20 protein-coding genes are annotated in these 24,206 nt (G+C 62.1%); 6 read left to right on the forward strand and 14 right to left on the reverse strand.

What is annotated here, in order from left to right; translation table 11 throughout:
• Both E8E78_RS12820 and E8E78_RS12825 read right to left on the reverse strand, forming a co-directional pair.
• A complete protein-coding gene (locus tag E8E78_RS12820; RefSeq protein WP_059394920.1) occupies nt 1-1,911 on the reverse strand; it encodes an AAA family ATPase in 1,911 nt (636 codons plus the stop codon).
• Between the two features lie 171 nt (nt 1,912-2,082).
• Entirely contained in the window at nt 2,083-2,982 is a 900-nt protein-coding gene (locus tag E8E78_RS12825) for a helix-turn-helix domain-containing protein (RefSeq protein ID WP_016499594.1), read from the reverse strand.
• Between the two features lie 183 nt (nt 2,983-3,165).
• Here E8E78_RS12825 and E8E78_RS12830 point away from each other — a divergent pair, with 183 nt between their 5' ends.
• The 4 genes from E8E78_RS12830 to E8E78_RS12845 all read left to right on the forward strand — a co-directional run bounded on the left by E8E78_RS12830 (nt 3,166) and on the right by E8E78_RS12845 (nt 7,810).
• Nucleotides 3,166-4,524, forward strand: a complete 1,359-nt coding sequence (locus E8E78_RS12830) for a glutamine synthetase family protein (RefSeq protein ID WP_016499593.1) — start codon at nt 3,166-3,168, stop codon at nt 4,522-4,524.
• A 66-nt stretch (nt 4,525-4,590) separates the two neighbouring features.
• Complete coding sequence (locus E8E78_RS12835) at nt 4,591-5,679, forward strand: polyamine ABC transporter substrate-binding protein (protein ID WP_016499592.1); 1,089 nt, start codon at nt 4,591-4,593, stop codon at nt 5,677-5,679.
• A gap of 13 nt (nt 5,680-5,692) precedes the next feature.
• A complete protein-coding gene (locus tag E8E78_RS12840; RefSeq protein ID WP_059394921.1) occupies nt 5,693-6,988 on the forward strand; it encodes an FAD-binding oxidoreductase in 1,296 nt (431 codons plus the stop codon).
• A gap of 144 nt (nt 6,989-7,132) precedes the next feature.
• Nucleotides 7,133-7,810, forward strand: coding sequence for a DUF3313 domain-containing protein (locus tag E8E78_RS12845; protein ID WP_049277509.1), 678 nt, complete (start codon nt 7,133-7,135; stop codon nt 7,808-7,810).
• Nucleotides 7,811-7,987: 177 nt separating this feature from the next.
• Here E8E78_RS12845 and E8E78_RS12850 read toward each other — a convergent pair whose 3' ends face one another.
• A complete protein-coding gene (locus tag E8E78_RS12850; RefSeq protein WP_049277510.1) occupies nt 7,988-9,364 on the reverse strand; it encodes an L-serine ammonia-lyase in 1,377 nt (458 codons plus the stop codon).
• Between the two features lie 146 nt (nt 9,365-9,510).
• Between E8E78_RS12850 and E8E78_RS12855 the strand changes: the two genes are divergently transcribed.
• The gene (locus E8E78_RS12855; protein WP_016499588.1) at nt 9,511-10,452 is read left to right on the forward strand and encodes a LysR substrate-binding domain-containing protein; all 942 of its coding nucleotides are present in this window, start codon (nt 9,511-9,513) and stop codon (nt 10,450-10,452) included.
• Between the two features lie 79 nt (nt 10,453-10,531).
• Here the strand turns inward: E8E78_RS12855 and E8E78_RS12860 are convergent, their stop codons facing one another.
• The 11 genes from E8E78_RS12860 to E8E78_RS12910 form a co-directional block, all read right to left on the reverse strand.
• Complete coding sequence (locus E8E78_RS12860; RefSeq protein WP_049277511.1) at nt 10,532-11,953, reverse strand: undecaprenyl-phosphate glucose phosphotransferase; 1,422 nt, start codon at nt 11,951-11,953, stop codon at nt 10,532-10,534.
• 156 nt (nt 11,954-12,109) lie between these two features.
• The gene (locus E8E78_RS12865) at nt 12,110-12,868 is read right to left on the reverse strand and encodes a WecB/TagA/CpsF family glycosyltransferase (protein ID WP_049277512.1); all 759 of its coding nucleotides are present in this window, start codon (nt 12,866-12,868) and stop codon (nt 12,110-12,112) included.
• Nucleotides 12,868-14,055, reverse strand: a complete 1,188-nt coding sequence (locus tag E8E78_RS12870; RefSeq protein WP_049277514.1) for a glycosyltransferase family 2 protein — start codon at nt 14,053-14,055, stop codon at nt 12,868-12,870. The genes E8E78_RS12865 and E8E78_RS12870 overlap by 1 nt, the downstream gene beginning before the upstream one ends.
• The gene (locus E8E78_RS12875) at nt 14,052-15,254 is read right to left on the reverse strand and encodes a glycosyltransferase (protein WP_016499584.1); all 1,203 of its coding nucleotides are present in this window, start codon (nt 15,252-15,254) and stop codon (nt 14,052-14,054) included. The genes E8E78_RS12870 and E8E78_RS12875 overlap by 4 nt, the downstream gene beginning before the upstream one ends.
• Before the next feature lie 49 nt (nt 15,255-15,303).
• Nucleotides 15,304-16,308, reverse strand: coding sequence for a VirK/YbjX family protein (locus E8E78_RS12880; RefSeq protein WP_049277516.1), 1,005 nt, complete (start codon nt 16,306-16,308; stop codon nt 15,304-15,306).
• A gap of 9 nt (nt 16,309-16,317) precedes the next feature.
• Nucleotides 16,318-17,295: a glycosyltransferase gene (locus tag E8E78_RS12885; RefSeq protein ID WP_049277517.1), complete on the reverse strand. Its 978-nt coding sequence runs from the start codon at nt 17,293-17,295 to the stop codon at nt 16,318-16,320.
• Between the two features lie 5 nt (nt 17,296-17,300).
• Nucleotides 17,301-17,825, reverse strand: coding sequence for a serine acetyltransferase (locus E8E78_RS12890; protein WP_016499581.1), 525 nt, complete (start codon nt 17,823-17,825; stop codon nt 17,301-17,303).
• Nucleotides 17,826-17,833: 8 nt separating this feature from the next.
• Nucleotides 17,834-18,790, reverse strand: a complete 957-nt coding sequence (locus E8E78_RS12895) for a glycosyltransferase family 2 protein (RefSeq protein WP_049277520.1) — start codon at nt 18,788-18,790, stop codon at nt 17,834-17,836.
• On the reverse strand, nt 18,783-19,400 hold the full coding sequence (locus tag E8E78_RS12900; RefSeq protein ID WP_016487256.1) for an acyltransferase: 618 nt from the start codon (nt 19,398-19,400) through the stop codon (nt 18,783-18,785). The genes E8E78_RS12895 and E8E78_RS12900 overlap by 8 nt, the downstream gene beginning before the upstream one ends.
• 102 nt (nt 19,401-19,502) lie before the next feature.
• A complete protein-coding gene (locus E8E78_RS12905; protein WP_049277522.1) occupies nt 19,503-20,969 on the reverse strand; it encodes a GMC family oxidoreductase in 1,467 nt (488 codons plus the stop codon).
• Between the two features lie 236 nt (nt 20,970-21,205).
• Nucleotides 21,206-22,582: an oligosaccharide flippase family protein gene (locus E8E78_RS12910; RefSeq protein ID WP_049277524.1), complete on the reverse strand. Its 1,377-nt coding sequence runs from the start codon at nt 22,580-22,582 to the stop codon at nt 21,206-21,208.
• A 95-nt stretch (nt 22,583-22,677) separates the two neighbouring features.
• Here E8E78_RS12910 and E8E78_RS12915 point away from each other — a divergent pair, with 95 nt between their 5' ends.
• On the forward strand, nt 22,678-24,204 hold the full coding sequence (locus tag E8E78_RS12915; RefSeq protein WP_049277527.1) for an O-antigen ligase family protein: 1,527 nt from the start codon (nt 22,678-22,680) through the stop codon (nt 24,202-24,204).
• Nucleotides 24,205-24,206 lie beyond the last annotated feature (2 nt).

Below are 24,206 nucleotides of genomic sequence, written 5' to 3' on the forward strand. Positions count from 1 at the left end.
TCAATCCCGAACCTGGTCCTTGACCCAGTCCAGCATCCCCCCCGGCACGATCAGTTCATGCCGCGCCCGCGAACAGGCGGTATACAGCCCCGCCAGCATCCGCGCCCGCTCATTGCGGTTGCCCGCCACCTGCGGCGCCACCATCAGCTCCGGCGACACCATCACCCGGGCGAACTCCATGTTTTTCACATCCCGCACCCGCCCCAGGAACAACTTGGGCGCCTTGTCCCAGCGGTAACGGCTCTTGGCTTTGGCAAAATGCTCCGGCGTATAGCCTTTGCGCAGCATGTTGGCCACGGCAAAAAACGCCTTGTCATCGCCCTTGTCCTGCTCCAGCGCCTGCCAACTGGCGTAGCGGAACAACATCGGGTGACGCGGTCGAGTGCCAAAGCGGTATAGCTCGATGCAGTCCTCCACGAACAGCTCGAAGTCCTTGCGCGCGCTTTTCAGCAATACGAACGGCACACTTTGGTGCGTCAGGCGCTGGAACCAGCCAAACAGCCCCCATTCATCATCGACGATCAGCGCCGTGGGCTGTTCCGGCACGGTTACCGTATCGAAGAAACTGACCCGCGTGTAATGCTCGGCGCTGCCACTGAAGGCTGCCTGGATCGCCGCCGGGTGCGCCTGGATCAGCGGGTTGAGCACATTGTCCATCGCCGGCCCGGCACGCAGGGAATGGTCGATGTAGCGTTGGCGGATGAAGCTGCCATGGTGCGGGCTGAGGCCGTTGAGGTTCTGCAACTCGTCGCCCAGCGCAATGATCGACTGCGGGCTGCGGTCCAGTACGGCAAGCATCGGTGCCGACAGCTCGTGAGCCTCGTCGACGATCACGTGGGTGTAGCGGCTATCGATCACATAACCGGTCAACGACAGCAACTTGACCCGGTGGTAGTCGCGCACCGGCAGCTGGACTTCCCGCGCGGACGGGCGAATCAGCTCTTGCCAATACAGGCGGGCCTTTTCCAGCAGTACCTCCTGATCCAGCGGCGAAGTACCCGGCCCGGCCCAGGGCAAATGGTGCAGCTGAAGCTGGGTATCGGCACTGTGGCAGAAGGTGCGCACGGCGCGGACGCACAAGGCAACCACATCGCGCGCGGCGAGCGGGCCGATGTCAGGGATGGCCAGCCAGCGTACAACCTGCTCATTCTGCGGGCGCCATGACAATTTGGTGCGATACGGGTCGCGCAGACGCCAGCCGTTGTTGGTGAGGTCGCGGTTGAGCAGCTCGTCAGCCAACTGACCGAAAGTCAGCGCGGTGTAGGCGGCAGCGTCCTTTACCCGCGCCTGCAAGGCGCGCAACTGGCTTTCGGTCAAAGCCAGAAGCAACGTGCGCTGTGGTTCCAGCAGGCGGGCGAACTGGTGAATCAGGAAGGTCTTGCCAGTGCCAGCAAAGCCCTGCACCGCCACTGACTCGTCGATACCACTGAGAAACTCGCGCAGCAGGCGGTTCTGCTGGTCGCTGAGCATCAGATCAGTGGCCAGCGACGGCAGGTACACCGGATGCAGCGGTGTGGCCCGCTGGCGGTAGGTGTCGGCGAACTGGAAATTCCACTGGCCTTCGGTATCCAACAGTTCGTCTAGCGCGTACTGCACCTCGGCGGACAGCAGAGCAATGCCGTTTTCGCCCAGCATGCCCAGGCCCATGGCAAAGGCTTCACGATCGAAGTGCTGCGCTACCTGGCCTTGAAAGCGACCAGGCGCGGCGCTTTCAACTTCGTTGGCGATGCGTACGATTTCGGCGAAACGGCGCTCTTGGGCGTCGGCCGAGGCGGTGGCGGACTGGCGCGGCAGGTTTTGCGCGAACAACACTGCGGCGGCTTCGAGGACGCTGGCAGTGGTGAAAAAGTCGGTTTTTGGTTCGCTGGCGAGGCGGTCGGCCTGGTCGCTGGGCAAAGGCAGGTAGAACATCGGCACCTCGGTTTGGATCAGGGCGGCACGATAGCAACTTTCGGCGTGAGATGCTGAGTTCAGTGCTGGCTGGGCCGGCCTCCTGGCGGGCGCGCCCGCGTCCACAGGATCGCCTCAGGTCCCTGTGGGAGCGGGCAAGCCCGCGAAGAGGCCAGCAGCTTTTTCGCTACCTTAGCCCCTGCTCCGCTTCAAGGTCTCGCTCGGAAACTCCTTGAACAATTGCCGGTAACTCTCTGAAAACCTTCCTAAATGCCAGAATGACCAGCGCATCGCGACCTCGGCCACGGTCGCCCTGCCATCGCGTAACAGATCGCGACGGGCGCCATTCAGCCGGCGCAAGCGTAGCCACTGGGCAGGCGGCATGCCGGTAAATGCCTTGAACGCCTGCTGCAACTGGCGCAACGAGACCCCGGCAACATCTGCCAGCTCCACCAGGTTCAACGTCTCTTCTGGGCAGTCCGCCGCCCACTCGCTGACCCGGCGCATGATCGCCCGCTCTTCGTCGCGCCGCCCCAAGGCTATGCCCTGCAGGCGCTGGCTGGCGTTATCGAGAATGAACAGGCAATCCTCCAGCAGTTGTTCCGCCAGGGCCTGCCCCTGCAATGGGCAGTCGGCCTGCCCTAGGCGGGTCAGCGTGGCACTCAGCCAACTGCCAAACAATGCGTTTTGCCCACTGCCCAGCGGCACCATGAACAACCCTTCGAGGCGTTGCGGGTCCAGCCCATGGCGGGCCAGGAAGGCTTGGTCGAACACCACTGCCACTTCCTGGTAGTTCTCCGGGGTGATCCAGATGTTGCGGCTTTGCTCGTTCAGCAGGTACAGGCTGTTTTCGCTGCGGTCGAAGCAGAACGCCAGTGAACCGCTCGGCGCACGGAAAAACTGTTCCACGCGGGTGTTCAAGCGCTCCTCGTACACCTCCACGCCATCCATCCCCAGCCAGCGCAGCTCACCGCTGAAATGCCCCGGCGACATCTGCCGGTACTGCTGCTGCCAGCCGGGGGTAGCACGCACCTGCTCGGAGACGTCGGTGGTATGGAAGGCCTGGACTTGCAGCGCATTGGGCGTTGTCACGCGAGATCCTAGTTGCACTCTTTTGGTGCATTGCTTGCCGAAGAAAATGGATAGATCGGCCCGGGGGGCTGCGACCAAGATAGTCTCCAGTGCGTCACCTGGGAAGTACAACGCCTTGTTCGCCTTGCCATGGCTTTCGCGAGCAGCATTGCTCCCACACTAAAACCCAACCAAGAGGTCTGTATGAACGCCCCCTTCGATCAGCTGTACACCTGGCTGAAAGAACACCGCATCACCGAAGTCGAATGCGTGATCAGCGACCTGACCGGCATCGCCCGCGGCAAGATCGCGCCCACCGCCAAGTTCCTCCACGAGCGTGGCATGCGCCTGCCCGAAAGCGTGCTGCTGCAGACGGTCACCGGCGACTACGTTGACGATGACATCTACTACAACCTGCTCGATGCCGCCGACATCGACATGGTCTGCCGGCCCGATCCCTCCGCCGTTTACCAGATCCCGTGGGCGATCGAGCCCACCGCGATCGTGATCCACGACACCTTCGACAAGCAAGGTAACCCCATCGAACTGTCGCCGCGCAACGTGCTGAAGAAAGTGCTCAAGCTCTACGCCGACAAGGGCTGGCAGCCGATCGTCGCGCCTGAGATGGAGTTCTACCTCACCAAGCGCTGTGAAGACCCGGACTTGCCATTGCAGGTGCCGCTGGGGCGTTCTGGCCGTGCCGAAAGCGGTCGCCAGTCGTTCTCGATCGATGCCGCCAACGAATTCGACCCGCTGTTCGAGGATGTCTACGACTGGTGCGAGATCCAGGGCCTGGACCTGGATACGCTGATCCACGAAGACGGCCCGGCGCAGATGGAGATCAACTTCCGCCACGGCGACGCGCTGGACCTGGCCGACCAGATCACCGTATTCAAGCGCACCATGCGCGAAGCTGCACTCAAGCACAACGTGGCCGCCACCTTCATGGCCAAGCCGATCACCGACGAGCCGGGCAGTGCCATGCACCTGCACCAGAGCGTGGTCGACATCGCCACCGGCAAGCCAATTTTCGCCAATGAAGATGGCAGCATGAGCCAGCTGTTCCTGCACCACATCGGCGGTTTGCAGAAGTACATCCCCAAGCTGCTGCCGATGTTCGCGCCCAACGTCAACTCGTTCCGCCGCTTCCTGCCAGATACCTCGGCACCGGTGAACGTTGAGTGGGGTGAAGAAAACCGCACCGCCGGGCTGCGCGTGCCTACCTCCAGCCCAGAGGCAATGCGGGTGGAAAACCGCCTGCCGGGCGCCGACGCCAACCCTTACCTGGCCATCGCTGCCAGCCTGCTGTGCGGCTACCTGGGCATGGTCGAGCAGCTTGACCCCAGTGCACCCGTACAAGGCCGTGCCTACGAGCGGCGCAACCTGCGCCTGCCGATCACCATCGAAGACGCCCTGCAGCACATGGAAGACTGCGAGACCGTGCAGCAGTACCTGGGCAAGCAATTCGTCCAGGGCTATGTGGCGGTCAAGCGTGCCGAGCACGAGAACTACAAGCGGGTCATCAGCTCCTGGGAGCGTGAGTTCCTGATGATGAGCGTCTGACCCACCCCGGGGCGCTTTGCGCCCCCGTACACCGAACTCGAAGAACAAAACCAACGAGGTGTCCCCATGCGTCATCTGCAAGCCCTGATCCCCGCTGCGTTCACCCTGCTGTTCGCCACCACCACCCAGGCCACGCCCTCGGTCAGTGTGTACAACTGGACCGACTACATCGGCGACACCACCCTGGCTGACTTCCAGGCCAGCAGCGGGATCAAGGTGGTCTATGACGTGTTTGACTCCAACGAAACCCTCGAAGGCAAGCTACTGGCCGGGCGCACCGGCTACGACGTGGTGGTGCCGTCCAACCACTTCCTCGCCCGCCAGGCCCAGGCTGGCGCCTTCCTGCCGCTGGACCGCAGCAAGCTGCCGAACTGGCAACACCTGGACCCCAAGCTGCTCAAGCAGCTTGAACAGAACGACCCCGGCAACCAGTACGCGGTGCCCTACCTGTGGGGCACCAACGGCATCGGCTACAACGTCGACAAGGTCAAGGCGGCACTGGGCGTCGACCATATCGACTCGTGGGCGGTGCTGTTCGAGCCCGAAAACCTGAAAAAGCTCAAGCAGTGCGGCGTGGCCTTCATGGACTCGCCCGACGAATTGTTCCCGGCAATACTCAACTACCTGGGCATGGACCCGCGCAGCGAAAAGCCGGCGGACTACGCCAAGGCTGAAGCACGCCTGCTCGAATTGCGCCCCTACATCACGTACTTCCATTCATCCAAATACGTGTCCGACCTGGCCAATGGCGACGTCTGCGTGGCCTTCGGCTACTCCGGTGACGTGTTCCAGGCCGCCAACCGCGCTGTTGAAGCGAAGAACGGCGTAAAAGTCGCCTACAGCATTCCCAAGGAAGGCAGCAACCTGTGGTTCGACCTGCTGGCCATCCCCAAGGACGCCAGCAACCCCGACCAGGCCCTGGCCTTCATCAATTACCTGCTCGACCCGAAAGTGATCGCCAAAGTCAGTGCCACGGTCGGGTATGCCAACGCCAACCCGGACGCCAAGGCCTACATGGATGCGTCGCTGGTGCACAACCCCGAGATCTACCCACCCCAGGACGTACTGGACAAGCTGTACATCTCCAGCACCCCGAGCCCGAAGATCATGCGTGTCATGACCCGCTCCTGGAGCAAGATCAAGTCCAACCGCTGAGCCGAGAACGCCCATGTCTTTCGATTCCCAACACACTGCTTCGTACTACGCTGCCACGGCACGCAACGCGGCGCCCTACCCCAGCCTGGACGACGAACTGACGGCCGATGTGTGCGTGGTCGGCGGCGGGCTGACCGGCGTCAACACCGCCCTGGAACTGGCTGAGCGCGGCTTGTCGGTGGTGCTGCTGGAAAGCCGGCGCATCGGCTGGGGCGCCAGCGGGCGCAATGGCGGCCAGCTGATTCGCGGCATCGGCCATGACGTCAGCGGCTTTACCCGGCATGTCGGTCAGGACGGCGTGCGCTACCTGAAGCAGGCCGGCATCGATTCGGTGGCGCTGGTGGCCAGCCGCATTGCCCAGTACGGCATTGCCTGCGACCTGCGCTGGGGTTTCTGTGAACTGGCCAACACAGCCGAGCAGTTCGCCGCTTTCAAGGACGAGCAAGATGACCTGGCAACGCTTGGCTATCGCCCTGAAACCCGTCTGGTAGGCCCCGGGCAGTTGCACGAAATCGTCGCCAGCGACCAGTACGCCGGCGGCCTGGTAGACATGGGCTCGGGCCACCTGCACCCACTGGATCTGGTCCAGGGCGAAGCCCGTGCCGCGCATAGCCTGGGCGTGCGCATCTTCGAACAAAGCCCCGTACTGCGAATCGAGCACGGCCCCCGCGTGACCCTGCACACGGCCCGTGGCAAGGTGCGGGCAGACAGCCTGGTGCTGGGCTGCAATGCCCACCTCGATGAGCTGGAACCGCGGCTGAGCGGCAAGGTGCTACCGGCCGGCAGTTACGTAGTCGCCACCGAACCCTTGCCCGAAGCACTGGCTGCGACCCTGATCCCGCAGAACATGGCGCTGTGCGACCAGAAGGTCGGCCTGGACTATTACCGCCTCACCGCAGACCGCCGCCTGCTGTTCGGCGGTGCCTGCCACTACTCCGGCCGCGACCCCAAGGACATCGCCGCCTACATGCGGCCCAAGGTGCTGAAGGTATTCCCGCAACTGGCCAACGTGCGCATCGACTACCAGTGGGGCGGCATGATCGGCATCACAGCCAACCGCTTCCCCCAGGTCGGGCGCCTGAGCCAGCACCCAAACGTTTACTACGCCCAGGGCTATTCCGGGCACGGGCTGAACGTGACGCACTGGACGGCGAAACTGCTGGCCGAAAGCATCGCCCTGGGTCACAGCCAAGGCCTGGACGTTTTCAGCGCCGTGCCCCACCTGACATTCCCCGGCGGCAAGGCCCTGCGTTCGCCGCTACTGGCAATGGGCATGCTGTGGTACCGGTTGCGCGAAGCGCTGGGTTGAGTTCACCGCAAACCACGCGGCGCCTGGGAGATCGGGCGCCGCCACTTTTTGCCTTTTCCACAGGGGATTGAACTCGCCCACTGGCCAACTGCGGCGCAGCTGCTAGCGTTGTTCTGGCCGACCTCTCATGGATACGCCTTCATCATGAAATCACTGCCTCGCATTACCCTGTTGTGCGCCGCACTGCTTGCCGTGGGCGCCTGCTCCAGCAATCGCGTGGACCCCAAGGATTACTCCGGCTTCCTCAAAGATTACAGCCGGTTGCAAGAAGCCAAGAGCCCGTCGGGTGCTCCGGTAATGCGCTGGATCGACCCCAAGGTCAACATCAACCAGTACAGCCAGGTGTTCATCGAACCCAGCCAGTTCTACCCCAAACCGCAGCCCACCCCGGTCATCTCCGCGCAGACACTGGGGGAAATCACCCGCTACTTCAACGAAGCGCTGCGGCGTGAAATCGGTGGTGTCATGCCGCTGGCCAACGGGCCTGGCCCCGGCGTGATCGTGGTGCGGCCGGCGATCACGGCAGTGTCTACCAGCAACGAGGGCCTCAAACCCTATGAGGTGATCCCCATCGCGCTGATTGCCGCAGGCGTGAACACCGCCGCAGGCGGCCGTGACCAGGACGTGGACGTCGGCGTGGAGGCGGCGTTCCTCGATGGTGCCAACCAGAAAGTACTGGCTCAGGTGGTACGCAAAGGTGCGGGTCAGGAGCTGGAGAACGACACCCAGAAGCTGACCTTGAATGACGTCAAGCCGGTGCTCGATGGCTGGGCCAAGGACATGCGCGCAAGCTTCATTGAAGCCAAGCAGAAAGCTCGCTAAGGGCCGCCCGAACACAATACTTGTGGGAGCGGCCTCGCGTCGCGAAAGGGCTGCGAGGCAGCCACAGGATTCAAGCCTTGATGTACAACTTGATGTACAAAGTGCTGGGGCCGCTTTGCGGCCCTTTCGCGACGCAAGGCCGCTCCCACAAAAGACCGCATCGGCCGGTGAGTTTTCCTAGCACTCGACAAAGGCGACTGCCAGGCCGCCGCGCGAGGTCTCTTTGTAGTTGGCATGCATGTCCGCCCCGGTATCACGCATGGTGCGGATCACCCGGTCGAGCGAAATGTAGTGCTCGCCATCGCCACGCAACGCCATCTGCACCGCGTTGATCGCCTTCACCGCAGCAATCGCATTGCGCTCGATACACGGCACCTGCACCAGGCCGCCAACCGGGTCGCACGTCAGCCCCAGGTTGTGTTCCAGGGCAATTTCGGCCGCGTTTTCCAGTTGTGGCGGCGTCGCCCCCAACACCTGGGCCAGGCCGGCGGCAGCCATCGAACAGGCCGAACCCACCTCGCCTTGGCAGCCTACCTCTGCCCCCGAGATCGACGCATTTTTCTTGCACAGGATACCGACGGCCGCTGCCGCCAGCAGGAAGTCGACCACATCGGCATCGCAAACGGTCGGGTTGAATTTCATGTAGTAATGCAGCACTGCAGGGATAATGCCTGCGGCACCATTAGTGGGCGCGGTGACCATGCGCCCGCCGGCGGCATTCTCTTCATTCACCGCCAGGGCGAACAGGTTCACCCACTCCATGGCGCTGAGCGTCGAACCAATCACGTTGGGCTTGCCCAGTTCCTGCAAGCTGCGATGCAGCCGGGCAGCGCGGCGCTTGACGTGCAGCCCGCCAGGCAAGATGCCTTCGTTGCGCAGTCCGTTATCCACGCACTCACGCATGGCCGCCCAGATGCGCAGCAAGCCTTCACGTATTTCCGCTTCCGGGCGCCAGGCCTGTTCGTTGGCCATCATCAGTTGCGCCACGCTCAAGCTGTGTGCTTTGCACAAGGCCAGTAACTGGGCAGCACTGTCGAACTCATAAGGCAGCACAACGTCATTGGCTTTGGCTGCAGGGGCATCAATTTCGCCCTGCTCGACGATAAAGCCGCCGCCAACCGAATAGTAGGTCTGCAGCAGCAGGCTGCTCTCCCCGTCCATGGCCTCCAGGCTCATGGCATTGGGGTGGTAAGGCAGGTTTTCGTCGAGCAGCAACATGTCCCGGCCATACTCGAAGACCAGCGGGTGGCTGCCATCCAGCATCAGGCAATGCTCCTGCAACACTTGGCCAATGCGCGACTCGATGGTGGCCGGGTCGATGCGGTCCGGCCACTGGCCCATCAGGCCAAGCAGGCAGGCGCGATCGGTGGCGTGGCCAACCCCGGTGGCCGACAGCGAGCCATACAACCGCACTTCGACGCGCGTTACCCGCGCCAGCAGCCCCTGCTCACGCAGGACCTGGGCAAACATCGCCGCTGCCCGCATGGGCCCGACGGTGTGGGAACTGGACGGGCCGATGCCGATTTTGAAAAGGTCGAAAACACTGATAGCCATGCTAATGCCTGACCGTGCCCTGATATGAATCCACAGCACGGTTATCTGATGAAATTGAGCGATAGTGCGATTTTGCGCGATACTGACGCGATGGCTCATGAATGACCAACGAAACTTTCTAAGCAAGCCTTTAGCAGGACTAAACAATGCGACGGCAACTCAATGGGCAGATGTTCGTCTGGCTGCATGTATTCGCCTGTGCAGCCCGGCATCTGTCCTTTACCCGATGTGCCGAAGAGCTGCACATCACCCCCGGCGCGGTCAGCCAGCAGATGCGCCAGCTGGAAGAACGCCTGGGTTACCGGCTGTTTCTGCGCCGGGCGCGCGGAGTGGAGCTGAGCGCCGAGGGGCAACGCCTGGCCCAGACGGTGGCCGAAGCCTACGGCAGTATCGAGGCTGAACTGTTGCGCCTGGACGCCGGTGAAATTCGCGGCACCTTGCGTGTGCGCTCCATTCCGTCGTTCCTGGCCAAATGGCTCACCCCGCGCCTGCCGCGCTTTCAGCAGCGATACCCGGACATCGAGCTGCGCCTGGTGGCCGAAGACAGCGCCCAGGCATTGACCCCGGGCGACTTCGACCTGGCTATCGACCTGAACGATGGCAGCTACCCTGGCATGCTTTCGACACCGCTGCTGGACGAACAGATTTTCCCGGTGTGCTCACCCACCTTGCTGCGGGGGCGCCCGCCACTGCATGGGCCGGCAGACCTGGTGCACTACCCGCTGCTGCATGACATCACGGCCTGGCGTGGCAGTTCGGAGTATGCAGAATGGGAGTTTTACCTGGAGGGGATTGGCGCCGCTGGCCTGAATGTGCGGCGTGGCCATACCTTCAACCGCAACCACCTGACCATCGAAGCTGCAATTGCCGGTATTGGTGTAGCGATCGCCCGGCGGACACTGCTGAATGACGAACTGGAGCGCGGCGCGCTGATCGTGCCGTTTGGCGTGGCGATCGCCAACCACAAACGCTACGTGGTGCATTACCCGCCAGGCGGGTTGAATCAGCCGGGAGCGCGGGCGGTGCATGACTGGCTGGTGGAGGAAGCGCGGGGGTTCAGGGAATTGCATCCACTGAACAAGGTGTAGGAGCGGCCATGTGCCGCGATGGGGTGCGAAGCGGCCCCGGCAAGGCCGCTCCGACAGGGGGCTTGCGAGCGTTCGATGATTAGTAAGCCTGCTTGCCGGTAAACGCATTGAGGGTGCGCACCAGAATCACAAAGTCCAGCCACAGCGACCAGTTGTTGATGTACTCGATGTCCGAGTCCACCCGCTGGATCATCTGCTCGATGTCCTTGGTCTCCCCCCTGAAGCCGCGCACTTGCGCCAGGCCAGTCATACCCGGCTTGATGTTGTGGCGGGCAAAGTAATCGACGATGTCCTGGGAATATAAAGTGTCATGTTGCAACGCATGTGGCCGTGGCCCAACCAGCGACATCTCCCCGGTCAGCACATTGAATAACTGCGGCAATTCATCGAGGCTGGTGCGGCGGATGAAGGCACCAATTTTAGTCAATCGCGGGTCATTCTTCTGCGCCTGTTTGACCACGCCATTGTCCGGCTGATGAACATGCATGCTTCTGAACTTCCAGATACGGAAGGACTCGCCGGTCCAGCCCGTACGCTCCTGGCGGAAGAACACGGGCCCGCGGCTGGTGAATTTGATTGCCAGTGCAACGCCAATCAACACAGGCGATGCACACAGCAGTATCAATGCCGCCAATACCCGGTCCTCGATATTCTTCAGGAACAGGCTCATGCCCGTCAGCGGGGTTTCAGACAGGGTCAGCACAGGAATACCGGCAATCTCCCGCACGCTGTGATTGATCAGGCGCAACGAGAAAATATCCGGCACCCAGTTCACGGCAATGCACTTGTCCAGCAACTTGAAATACACGTCGTTGATAACCTCGGAGCCCCCCAGCGGTGTCACCAGGTACACGGTGCGAATGCCATACTGGGCAACGATTTCATCAAGGTCTGCAATGTGACCGAGCACGGGCAGGCGCTGCTTGCCCTCGGCACCTTCGTACGCCTGCTCGCCAGCCTTGTCGGTCAGCACACACCCCAGAACCCGTTCGCCAAACCAGGGGTTGTTACTGATTTTCTGATAAAGGAAATTGGCCAGGTCGCCGTTGCCGATAATCAGGGCATTGTCCAGCCGCGCATGCGCGGTAAAGCGTTTTTGCAGTTCACGAACCGCAAAGTGCAAGAACAACTGGGCAATGTAACCAATGATGAACAACTGCACGACCAACAACCGTGAGTACGTTTCACTCTGTTTAGTGAGAAAGGCCATGACCACAAGAAAACAGAATGTTGCCGACCACGCCTTGAACAGGCGGAAGGCCTTGATCGAAAGGCCGACGTTAGTGCGGTAGATTGCATAATGGTCGTAGATGACGGCCAGTGCGCCAATCAGCAACAGCAGCATGATTACATAATCAGAGGTAATGTAACCAAACTGGTCATAGATGAGATACCAGGCAATACCGATTACTGCAATGCCATCGAGCCCCGCCTGAATGGCGTTACTTACGCTGCTTCTTCTTTGGAGTAAGGAACGACTGCTTCTGGGTTCGAAAACCATTTCAGACCTCATCTATTTGAGCGTAGCAAGTGCCGTCCATCAAACATCAAGTCTTGAATACAGCTTATTCAACGCCAGTGAAGCAGGATCGTGCAGCCCCCAAGCCACTGCTTTCACTGTAGCAGCCACCCGCCATCAGCGCGGATTTTGGCCGATTCATACGGTGCCCCTGGCCGAATCGGCTGCCTTGCGGCACAGCAGGGTGCGCAGCAAGAACAACGGGTTGCCTACCACATAACGCATGAACAAACGTTTCGGCTCGCGTAACAGACGGTAGGCCCACTCGCCACCCACATGCCGTAACCATTGCGGTGCCCGGCTGACCTTGCCGCCGAGGAAGTCCAGAATCGCCCCGCCGCACACGATCAGGCACGGCCCACCAACGGCTGCCAACCTGGCCGCCACCGCTTCCTGCTTGGGCATGCCCATCCCCAACACGATCAGTTCCGGTTGCTGTTCCTTGGCCAACTGCAAGTAGGTGTCGATGCTGGCAAAGCCATCGTGGACCGATACCGGCACCACGCCAAACAAGGCTTCGCTGCGCCGCACCGCCTGATTCAGGTACGGTTGCTGCGTGCCCCAGAACGCAACCCGCCGCCCGCGGTATGCCTCCATGAGGCTGGGTATGAAGTCGGTGCCATTCATGTTGAGCCCAGGCTCCAGCCCCAACCGGCGATAAAGGATCGCCATGCCAGAGCCGTCGCGCAACAGCACATCGGCCGCCGACAACGCCTGACAATACTCACCGTCGTGCACCACCAGGTTCATTGCATGGGCATTGACGAACCCCAGCACGGTTGCAGACTTCGGGGCGGCAAGCCGGTCGAGCAGGCACTGCGCCGCGCTGCTGTCAGGCACCACCTCAAGCGTGTCGATAATGCGCTTCCAGCGTTTCTCCCACTGCCACTGAGCCATCAGTCATCATCCCGTTTGGAGCGCACCCATTCGACCTGGCGCTTGATCAGGAACCCCAAATACAAGGGGATCTTCCTTGCGGCGTAAAAAGGCGCGTACAACAGCACGGAAAAAGGGATCAGCTCACGGCAGAAGCGCGCCCACGCCAGCACAACGGCAAGGCCGAGCATGACCAGCGCAGCCAGTGCGATCCACGCAGGCGCCGCATGGCCTGACAGCAGGTAAGCCAGCCAGGTCACCAGGTTGAGCCCCAGCAGCGCCAGCACCAGTAGCGCCAGAGGTGGCACCAACAGGTCCAGGGTCATGGCCAGCAGGCTACCGTTGCGCTGGCGGATGGCGGCCAGCGCACGCTTGGGCGCATCCGCCAGCATCAAGCCCAGGTGGCCGTGCTCCCAGCGGGTGCGCTGGCTGTTCATGCCTTGCTGGCTGGCAGGAAACTGGCTGGTGACCAATGCCTCGGGGCAAAACACCGGCGGCTTGCCCTGCTGGCACAGGTCCAGGCCCAGCTTCACATCTTCCACCAAGTGCCCATTGGCCAGGTTGATCAAAGCCAGGTCGTGCCAACCGAATGCCATGCCTGCCCCCATCAGCTGGCACGGTAGCCCCAGCCGCGCCCAGCCACGCGGGCGCACCAGGTTCTTGACCCGCCAGGCAAACTCGGCCACCTGCACCTTCAGCCCGCTACCGGCGGGCGCGCGCATCAGGTACAGCGCCTGCACCGGGCGTTGGGCCTGGTGATAACGGCGTGCCAGGCAGTCAATCGCGCCCTCGGCTACCTGGCAGTCGGCATCCACCACAATCACCACCTCGGGCGGCTGCAGGGCCAGGTGTCGTACGCCGAAGTCCAGGGCATAGCCTTTGCCACGCAGCACCGTATCAAACCGCTCTACCACCTCGGCGCCGGCCTCGCGGGCAAGCCGCGCCGTGTCGTCCGTGCAGTTGTCGGCCACCACCAGCAAGCGGTCGCCTGGCAGCAACTGCGGGGTTACGCTCGCCAACGTTGCACGAATGATCGCAGCCTCATCATGGGCCGGTACCAACACTGCCACCCGCGGACGCACGCTGACGCCCAAGGGCCGCGAGCGCGGCGGCAGGCAAGCCAGCAACATCTGCAGGAAGAAAACGGACACAGGCACAAGGGCGATGACCGCCAGCAGGCCCAGTAACCAACTCAATACACTCATCATGCGGATGCCTTGAAGTAGCCGGCCAGCTTGGCCGCCTCGGTGTCGATGTCATGCCGTTGCAGCACGCGCTGGTAAGCCGCCTCGCCCATGCGCTGCAGCACTTCGGCGGGTTGCGCAAGGCACTCGCCCATGGCCTGGGCCAGTTCGTCCACGGCGCCAGCGGGGAACAGCCAGCCGTTCTCGCCCTGACGCACCAGCTCCGGGATACCGGCCACATAGGTAGTCAGCACCGGCCGGCGCAAGGCCATGGCTTCCATGATCACCACCGGCAGGCCCTCGGCGAAGCTCGGCAATACCAGCGCGCGGGCGGCAAGTATTTCCTCGCGCACCTGTGCACTGCTGATCCAGCCGGTGATGCGTACTTGCTGCTGCAAGCCATGCCGGGCAATCAAGGCCTCGACCTGCTGGCGCATCTCACCGTCACCCGCCAGCACCAGTTCGAAGGCGATCGACTGCGCCGCAAGCTGGCCCGCCGCCTCAAGCAACAACAGTTGGCCTTTCTGTTCACAGAGCCGCCCGACGCACACCAGCCGCGGCACTGCCGGCACACCGACTGGCGCCACCTCATGAAACCCTCGCTCCAGGCCGCAATGCACCACTTTCACCTTGGCCCAATGCTCGTGCGCCACCCAACGAAACAGCTGGCTGCGCCCGTAAGAACTTACCGCGGCAACAAAGGCGGCACGCCGCACCTTCTCGCCCATGTGCAGGAACTGTGGTTTGTCGAATTCTTCCGGCCCATGCACGGTAAAGCTGTAGGCCGGACCGCCCAGCAAGTTGGCCAGCATCACTACCTCGGTAGAGTTGGTGCCAAAATGGGCATGCACGTGTTTGGCCTCCCCGGCCTGCAGCCATTGCAACACCTGGCAGGCCTCGGCCAGGTACACCAGGTGGTAGGGCCACGCGCGGTCGGCGCGCAGGCCAAGGCGCATGGCCACCCGCAAGGCCTGGAAAAAACGCCGCGGTTGCGCACGCAGCACCTGCAACGTTGGCGTCAGCAACCCCTTGACGCCGCCTTGCAACACATACCGGGTCCTGGCCCGTTCGCTCGTGTCCTCGGCGTCCTGCAACTCGGCGTCCCACCCCCGCAGGGCAATGCGTTGTACCTCTATGCCCTGGCGCTCCAGCGCCAGTATCTCGCGGCGGATGAAACTGTGGCTGACCTTCGGGTACTGATTGATGAAGTAAGCGATGCGCATACGAATCCAGATCCAAACCCGCTTGATGACCCACCTCCCCTGCCAACCTTCACTTCAGGCTGTCGACTACGGGCGGTCGGTCCACTGCCGATGCACTCACAGCAAATGCATCCCCCTGTTTTCCTTGTAGTCCAAGGTTGTGACTGCTGCTTGGCAATGCGGCCTGCAAGCGTGAGAAAACATCGTCGAGCATCGCTTGGCGGCGGCGGTACATCGCCCGTTTCTTCGCTGGAATGTCTGCTTCTGCCCGCTGCGCCTGGGCAAGCGGAAGACTGAAGAAATCCGCAAAATTCGATGCACTGGCACCGTGTTCATGCCAGATGACGTCATAGTTGGCGGCAAGGTCCTGACCCTTGTCGCTGCCAAAATACGCATGCCGATGGTGCCGGCAGTCATCGCTGACCGCATACAGGTGCGTGACACCCAGCGCCCGGGCCAGGCACTTCAGCGCTTCGAGCACCAGGCTGCGCGGGCGCAGGCCTTCGAAGTCCTTGGTCAGGTCGCGGTAGATAGCCAATGAGGTTTCGCTGTCGATGCCTTTGTGGATGCCCTGCACGGCCCCGATGAACAGGCACAGTTCGCCCTGGCTGCGGCACAGGGTGAACGCCAGTGAAGCCACGCGCAGGTCGCCCTGGAACAGGTTCAGCACCAACTCGCCTTCGCGTTTGAACCAGATCGGCCGGTCCAGCACCAGGCGGCAGCCCGGCGAATGGCTGGCCAGATCGCACAGCGTCAGGCTTTCGTCCCGCTCCAGCAGCAACAGCGCCGGAAACTCGCCGGCCAGCACCTCATAGTGCGAAGCGACCACCGCCAGGCGCTGCGGGGCTTCCCAGCATTTGCTGAGGTAAGGCCACTGCACCACACCGATGCAGTCCACACCCAGCCGCCGCACGCCTTGCTCGCCAAGTGCCGCCGTGATGCGCTGCATGAAACCATTCAACTCAGGCCATTGCCTGGCAATCTGCAGCATCAACTTGTACTTGTTGTTCAACGCCCGCAACGAGTAGCCCGGTTGCAAGGTAAACACGCTTTTCACGAGGGTGCCGAGCATCATGGTCATCTCTCATTTGTACTCGATCAACGCTGATTTGCCGGCCGCGAAGCGGTGGCGCAAGAACTTCAGCTGGCCGAGCATTTCCGGGAATTTGCCCAACACCAGGAATACCGCCTGCAGCCAGTTTTCGCGCGCCGACTTGCCACCGCGGCGAGCCAGGCGCACGGCCTGCAACGGGTAGATCAATAGCAACAGCAAGCCCCAGCCACCCAGCAGCAGGCAGGCCAGCACGATCACCAAGGGTATGCCCAGGCCCCATAGCCAGGCCCGACGTGACTCGCGCAACCAGTGCCGCTCGGGCGGCTGGCCATGCAGGTAGGCCCCTTCGGCATAGGCGTGGCCGGCACGCAGGCTGCGCCGCCACCACTGGCTGAACCGGGTCATGGCAGCGTCGTGCAAGGTCATTTCGGCGGCCAGGCGCCAGACCTTCCAGCCCTTGGCGCGCAAGCGTACGCACAGTTCAGGCTCCTCACCGGCAATCAGCTCGGCGCGAAAACCACCGACGGCGGCAAAAGCGTCTGCCCGCATCAGCGCATCGCCACCGCATGCCTTGGTTTCACCGATGGGGGTGTCCCATTCCAGGTCGCAGAGCAGGTTGTACACTGAGCGCTCCGGGAAGCGCTCCCGTCGGCGACCACACACCACCGCCACCTCGGGGTGCTGGTCGAGAAACACCTGCGCCGTGGCCAGCCAGTGGGCATCCACCTCGCAATCGCCATCGACAAACTGCACCAGCTGCATCGAAGGCAGCAGCCGCTGCAAGGCGCTGAAGCCTTCGTTGCGCGCGCGCGCGGCGGTAAACGGGATGGCCATGTCCAGCGCCAACACCTCCACCCCGAGGCTGCGGGCCAGTTGCAGCGAGCCGTCGGTGGAGCCCGAGTCGACATACATGACCTTGCCCGCACCGTTTACCAGCGAACGCAGGCAGCGCTCCAGGCGCGGGCCCTCGTTGCGGCCAATGACCACCACACCGGTTACTGCCGCCATGGGCCTCACTCGGCGGCGGCCGTGGCGGCTGGCTGCCTGGCCTTGATGGTGGCTGGCACCCCTACTGCCAGGCAATTGTCCGGAACATCCACCAGCACCACGGCATTGGCGCCGATGATCACGTTGTTGCCAATGCGGATGCTGCCCAGCACCTTGGCCCCGGTGCCGATATCGACATTGTTGCCGAACACCGGGGCAATCGGTTCATCGACGTTCTTCAAGCCCACCACCACACCGTTGCGGATGCGGCAGTCATCGCCAAACCGGGCATAGCCACTGACGACGATGCCACCAAAATGGTCGATGACGAAGTTGCGGCCGATCACCACTTCGCACGGCAGTTCGATACCCGTGATGATCTGCACGAACTTGAACAGCACCTTGTAGACCAGCGAGAAGAGTTTGCGCAGCAGTGCCGGGCGCACGGTGTAGCGCCAGCGGCCGAAGCGATACACCAGCAGTACCCAAAAGCCCTGCGCGCCCCAATCTCCGCCATGGGCGCGCAGGTCGGCACGAATATTCTCGAACATGGCTTTACCTACCTTGTCGGTTGGCTGGCGTACCGGGTCCTGAACAACAGTGACCAGGTCGCCCGGCAATGACGCCAGCAGGCCTGAATCGCGCCCCAGCCGCGTCGTTTCAACAGCGCCTTGAGTGCCAGCACCAGGTCACCCAGGGTGACCAGCGCCATGTGCAGGGCAAGGCCCGCCACCCCGTGATGCTTGCGGAAATACAACAGCTCGCTTTCGATCTGGTAGGACGAGATCTGCCGGCTGGCCGCCTCCAGCTCTGCCACCGACTTGGAGCTTTCGCCCCCGATGTGCACCACGGTGGTATGCGGGTAGAACACGACTTTCCAGCCGGCTTCCTTCACCCGCTTGCAGTGGTCCACTTCTTCGTAATAAAGAAAATAACGCGGGTCGAACAGGCCCACCTTGTCCAGCACTTCGCGGCGCACCAGATAGAAGCAACCCGGTAACCAGTCACACTCGCGCACCGAGGCGTGGTCCCAGGTCATTTCATCGACCATCTTCAGCCCCGGGAAAAACCGCCCCAGCCCGGTACGCCCGACAAAGACGTTGAGCGGCGTTGGGAAGTAGCGGCAGCTGGGCTGCAGGTCACCGTCGCGGCCTTCCAGGCGCACCCCTAGCACGCCGCACTCCGGATGAGCGTCCATGTAGTCGAGGGTTTTTTGCAGGGAGTCGGCGGCAACGAAGGCATCGGTATTGAGCAGCAAGGCGTACTTGCCCTGCAGGTGCGCCAGCAACTGGTTATTGGCCCGGCCGAAGCCCACGTTCTGCTTGTTACTCAGCAGCAGTGCCTCGGGGCACACCTGGGCCATGCGCTGCACCGAGTCATCGCGCGATGCGTTGTCTACTACCAGGTAACTGGCCAGCCGCTCGCTGTCGGCCCGGCGCAGCGCATCGAACATCGGCTGCAGCAGCCCGGCGGTATTGAAGTTGACCACCATGACATCCACAGGTTTGCTAGCCATTGTTGCCGTCCCCGAAGAAGTACTGGCGCCTTTGCGCCATCAACAGCGGTTCAACTTCCGGGTCGTAAGCGCCGTTGCGCTGTTTTACCAGTTCGATCCACGGGTAACTTTCGCAACGCGCCTCGACCCGTTTGATCAACTGTTCGGTGGTGCAGATGAACTGCGCCGGGTTGCCGCCAAACACGGTGCCTGGTGGCACGTCCTTGGTCACCACCGCGCCTGCGGCCACAATCGATTCCGGGCCGATGGTCACGCGGGGCATGATGATCGCGCCATGGCCGATGAAGCAGTTGTCCTTGATATCGATGAAACCGACCGAATCCAGGTGCTTGCCAAAGCGATGTTCGATCAGCAATACCACCCCGTCATGACCGATCAGCGTGCAGTCGGACAAGCCCACGCTGTTACCAATGCGAACCAGCGAAGGGTCGAGAAACTTGCAGCCGGTATTGACGAAGAAGTTGCTGCCGACAGAGTGGAAGTTCCCCCATCGGGCGAGGTAGGCACCCCATTCAAGACCAGAAGGGTTGCAGAACCTCCTGTAGAACTTGCCCCCTCGCCCGGTTGCATGGGCGTAGTGCGCCACTGCCTTGCGTATCCATCCCTTCATACTGCCTGGCCTCGCGATCTGAACAATCTGGAGTGTCCTGAGGCGTTCCGGTCTCGTTCTTCTAGGTGCTGACCGCAGCGCTCAACCCATGTACAACCTGCATCATGCAGCGGCGCCGCTAGCCGCTCTCATCCTGGTATCGAGGTGGTCGGCCAGCCGCACGGCAAACTGCAACAACGGCATGGTCGGGTTGGAAGCGCCGCCCTTGGCGAAGATACTGCTGCCGGCGACATACAGGTTCTCGGTACCGAACACCTTGCAATTGGCATCCACAACACCGAACTGCGGCGAAGCTGCCATGCGCGTGGTACCCATGTGGTGGGCATGCGGCGCCATCTTCAGCGGTATCGAGGTGTCGTAGACGAAATCGTTGAGCTTGACGAAGCCCAGGTCCATTTCAGCGAACTGCTTGGCCAGTTCGCTGCCAATGCACTTGATGGTATGTCGGTCATCAGCACTCAGCGCCCAGTTGACATTGACCTTGGCCACCCCCAGTGCGTCCTGCTCGTCCAGCAGCGAAATGCGGCTGTGCAGGTTGGGGAACTGCTCGATCATGGTGCTGATCACGCCGTCACCGGGGCAGCTGAACTTGGCGACGAAGGCGATCTTGCTGGCAACCCCCATGTCGCAGGCCAGGTTCTCGAGAAAATGCTTGACCTCGGCGGTGCGGCCATAAGTCTGCACATCGGCCAGCAGCGCGGCGGTGACATTGCCTTTACCGGCCTTGTACTCCTCGACGAAAGCATCGGTGGTGTAGTACTGGCGCGGCTCCGGGTCCTGACCGGACTTGAGGATGAACGTGCCCAGGTCGATGTTCAGGTGCTCCATGAAACACCCACCGACCAGCCCTTCCTTGCTCACCACGCCTGCCGCCACCAGCGTCTGGCTGTTAAGCAGCTGCCGGGCGTTCTCGATGGCACCCGTAGCCAGAATGAAGTGCCTTGCCACCAGGCGCTGACGATTGCGTTCATAGTCGGATAGAACCACCGCCGCCAGATGGCCGGAGCCTTTGTCGAACTCCAGGTCTACGCAGTTGCAGTTGATGAACACGTCCAGGCCTTTGGTCTGCTCCATTGCCGTGGCGTACTTTTGCGCAAAACGTGTCGGGGTGCTGAGTAGAAAGCGGTCTGCCTCGAAGTCACCGCCATCCAGGCCGGTATTCATCGCACGAAAATCCGAGCCGGCTGGCAGGTCGACGATGTCCATGGCCGCCGGCAAGTAGCCTTCGATCTCCGAATAGGGAATCGGCCAACCGGGCAAGTCACCTGGCGGGGCGACGGTAAAATCCGACGGGGTGAAAGGCCGGCAACGGCCGGCCCAGTGGTTGGAGGTGCCCCCCAGGTAACGCAGGCGAGTCTCCTCGGCATACAGCTCCAGGCCCGTGGATGCGCAGGCGTACAAGCCTTGCGAGTGCGGCGCATACTCGCGTCCACCGCCTTCGGCGAGTAATACGTTCCAGCCGGCGGCGGCCAGGCGCAAGCCCAGGGTAATACCCGCCGGGCCGGCACCGATGATGCAGAAATCGTAGTTGTCGCGCAGCGTTTTGTGCTGCTGAAAGTCCTTGATCATGCTGGCTGGTTCCGCAGGTAACGGGACGGCAATACCCAACCGTTGATTATCACGAACCCGGGCGGTTCGACAGGTTTGCCAGCCACGGACGCCGAGGCGCCGAACACCGCCCCACCCACACCGAGCAAGACACAACTCTGGAGAAAGCCTCTACGGCCCAACTGCGCAGTACAAAAAATGAGCTTCCCCATGATCACGTGACCTGTACCCATGTAAGTTACACCCAGCACGCCGCTTTACAGCCAGTCGAAAAAGGCCGTCAGCAGCACCCCGCACAGAGCCCCGACCAGCAGCATCGGCAGCACTACCAGCTCACGTTTCAGGCTGAACATGCCCAGTTTGCAGTTCACATACACAACCAGCACCAGCGTTGGCACGGCATGCAGGGCAACCCCCCAGATCGCCCACTCCACACCACCAATCGCCAGCAATAGCGGCAGCAGCCCCCATAGCGAGACCAGGCGGATGATGTTGTCCATGGCCTGATACTTGGTCAGGCCCAAGGCAATCCACACCTGATGAGCCAATGTATAGCGCATTACGATGAACGACAGCGAAAGAATTGCCAGCATAGGGCCAGCTTCACGGTAGCGATCATCGTACATCCAGCCAATCAGCAGAGGGCTGGCGGTCAGGAAACCACCGCAGATGAACAGCACCAGCAGGTCGACCAGCAGGCGGAAGCGGTGATACAGCGCTGTCAGGCGCTCCTTGTCATCGGCCCTTGCCGCTTCACTGAAGGCAGGAAGCGCCACGGCACCGACAATTTTCATCAGCGCGGTCTGCACCGCGCCAAGAATCAGCACGGCAATCGAATACACCCCCAGTTGCGCCGCCGACATGCTTGCGCCAAACCAGATGCGGTCACCGTACATGGCCAGCACGCCAACCATCGACGACAACAGGATCCAGCGGCCAAACACGATCAACTCGGTCAGCGCCGTACGGTCCCAGCGCAGGTGGTTGTTCGGCCCCTCCAGGGCGGTATGCCCCAGCACGGTCCAGGCTACCGCCGAAACCAGGCCAGAGATCACCAGGGCCCAGATCGAATGGGTCAGCAAGCCCAGCACCAGCATCACCACCAGGCCGGCCACCTGCGAGGCCAGGTCGACCAGCACCACGCGCTTTTGTTGGAAAGTTCTTACAGCCACATCTATCTTGGTGGACTGGAATCCCCAGATGGCTGCCGACAGGCCAGTTACCGCCAGCACCATCGGTAGCACCGGGGCAGCATAGGTGGAGTCCGCAGGCCATAGTTCCGCCAGTTGGGCCAACCAGGCGCCCACCGCCAGCAGCAGGGTGAGGGCAAACAGCAGGAAGCCGCGAATGATCTGCACGGTCCAGGCGGTGTTGAGGAAATCCGGGTCGTCACCCCGGTGACTCTGGATGATGTTCTGGCGCAGGCCGACATCGGAAAGCAGATGCAGGAGTACCGAAACGGTGGTGGCGATAACCATCACCCCGAACATTTCCGGCAGCAGCAAGCGGGCCATTATCAGATTGCCGCCCAGGCGCATCACCTGAGAAGCCACCTGCGAGACCAGGTTCCACGACCCGGCCCTCAAGGCCCGGTTGCGCAGGCTCGCAGCGGCTGACACATCAATCGACGGCATGACTTCAATCTCTGACTGATTGGCTAAAAGTCACTATAGTTTCAATTAGCCACGATGCTAGCCGTTGCCCACCGAGGGAAAGGTGTACATAGCCGATGCCTGAACATTTTCGTGCGTTGATCGTCATCCTGTTTTTGGCGAGCGTGGTCTTCCTGATGGCGCGGCGACCCGCCACCGACCTTATTCCGCTCAGCGACTACAAGCGCCGGCGCAATCTCTGGTTCCTGCTGACAGTGCTGGCCTTTGCCTCGCACAGCTTCTGGCTGTACCTGGGTGCAGGCGCGGTCATCCTGTTGCTTGCAGGGCGCCGCGAGCACAACCCCATGGCGCTGTTCTACATGCTGCTGTTCCTGATTCCGCCGGCATCGGTGCAGGTGCCCGGGTTTGGCGTGGTCAACTACCTGGTCGACCTCAACCATATCCGCCTGCTCACCCTGTGCGTGCTGCTGCCGGCCGCGCTGCAGCTGCGCCGGCAAGCGGACACGTTGCGCTTCGGCCGTACCTGGGCGGACAGGCTGCTGGCGGCCGGGCTGCTGCTGATGAGCGTTTTGTATCTGCGCGAAACCACCCTCACCGACACCCTGCGCCAGGCGCTGTACCTGTATGTCGACGTATTCCTGCCGTACTACGTGGCCAGCCGTGGCCTGCGCCATATCAGCGATTTCAAGGATACCTTGCTGGCCTTCGTGCTCACCGCCTTCGTCATGGCGTTGATCGCCGTGGCCGAGTATGTGCGTCACTGGTTGCTGTACAGCGCCCTGATCGATGCAATGGGGGTGCCGTGGAGCATGTCCGGCTACCTCAGCCGCGGCGGCGCGCTGCGGGCCAGCGTCACCACCGGCCAGGCGATTGCCCTGGGTTATGTGATGAGTGTGGCAATCGGTCTGTTCCTGTTCGTCCAGGGGTATGTGCAACGCCCGCTGCACAGAGCCATGGGCGCCCTGCTGCTGGCCGCCGGGCTGTTCGCGCCGTTGTCACGTGGGCCGTGGATCGGCGTCGTGGTCATCGTGGTGGTGTTCATTGCCATGGGCAAAGGCGCAATCAGGCGCCTGGCGCTGCTAGGCGCGGCTGGCATGCTGGCGCTGCCCTTGCTGACCGTCGTACCGGGCGGTGACAAGGTGCTGGACCTCTTGCCGTACATCGGCAACATCGAAAAAGAGAACATCACCTACCGCGAGCGGCTGATGGACAACTCCTGGATCGTCATCCAGCGCAACCCGCTGTTCGGCTCGTTCGACTTCCGCAACACCCCGGAAATGCAGTCGATGATCCAGGGCGAAGGCATCATCGACATCGTAAACACCTACATCAACCTGGCGCTGCGGGTGGGGCTGGTCGGGCTCGGCCTGTTCGTTGCGTTCTTTGCTGTGGTGTTGAGGGGTATCCGCAGGGCCATGCTCACTTTCCCCGACAAGGATGACGAACGACGACAGCTGGGGCGAGTGCTGCTGGCAACACTCATCGGCATTCTGGTGATCATTTTCACCGTCAGCAGCATCACCTTCATACCGGTGGTGTACTGGTCAATCGCGGGGCTTGGCGTGGCGTACATCCAGATGGTCCGCCGGCTGGACGACAGCCCGGCTACCGAGCTGGCCGAAACCGGCCTTCAACCCAGGTAATG

The sequence above is a fragment of the Pseudomonas sp. BN505 genome (assembly GCF_029873175.1).
GTDB lineage: Bacteria > Pseudomonadota > Gammaproteobacteria > Pseudomonadales > Pseudomonadaceae > Aquipseudomonas > Aquipseudomonas putida.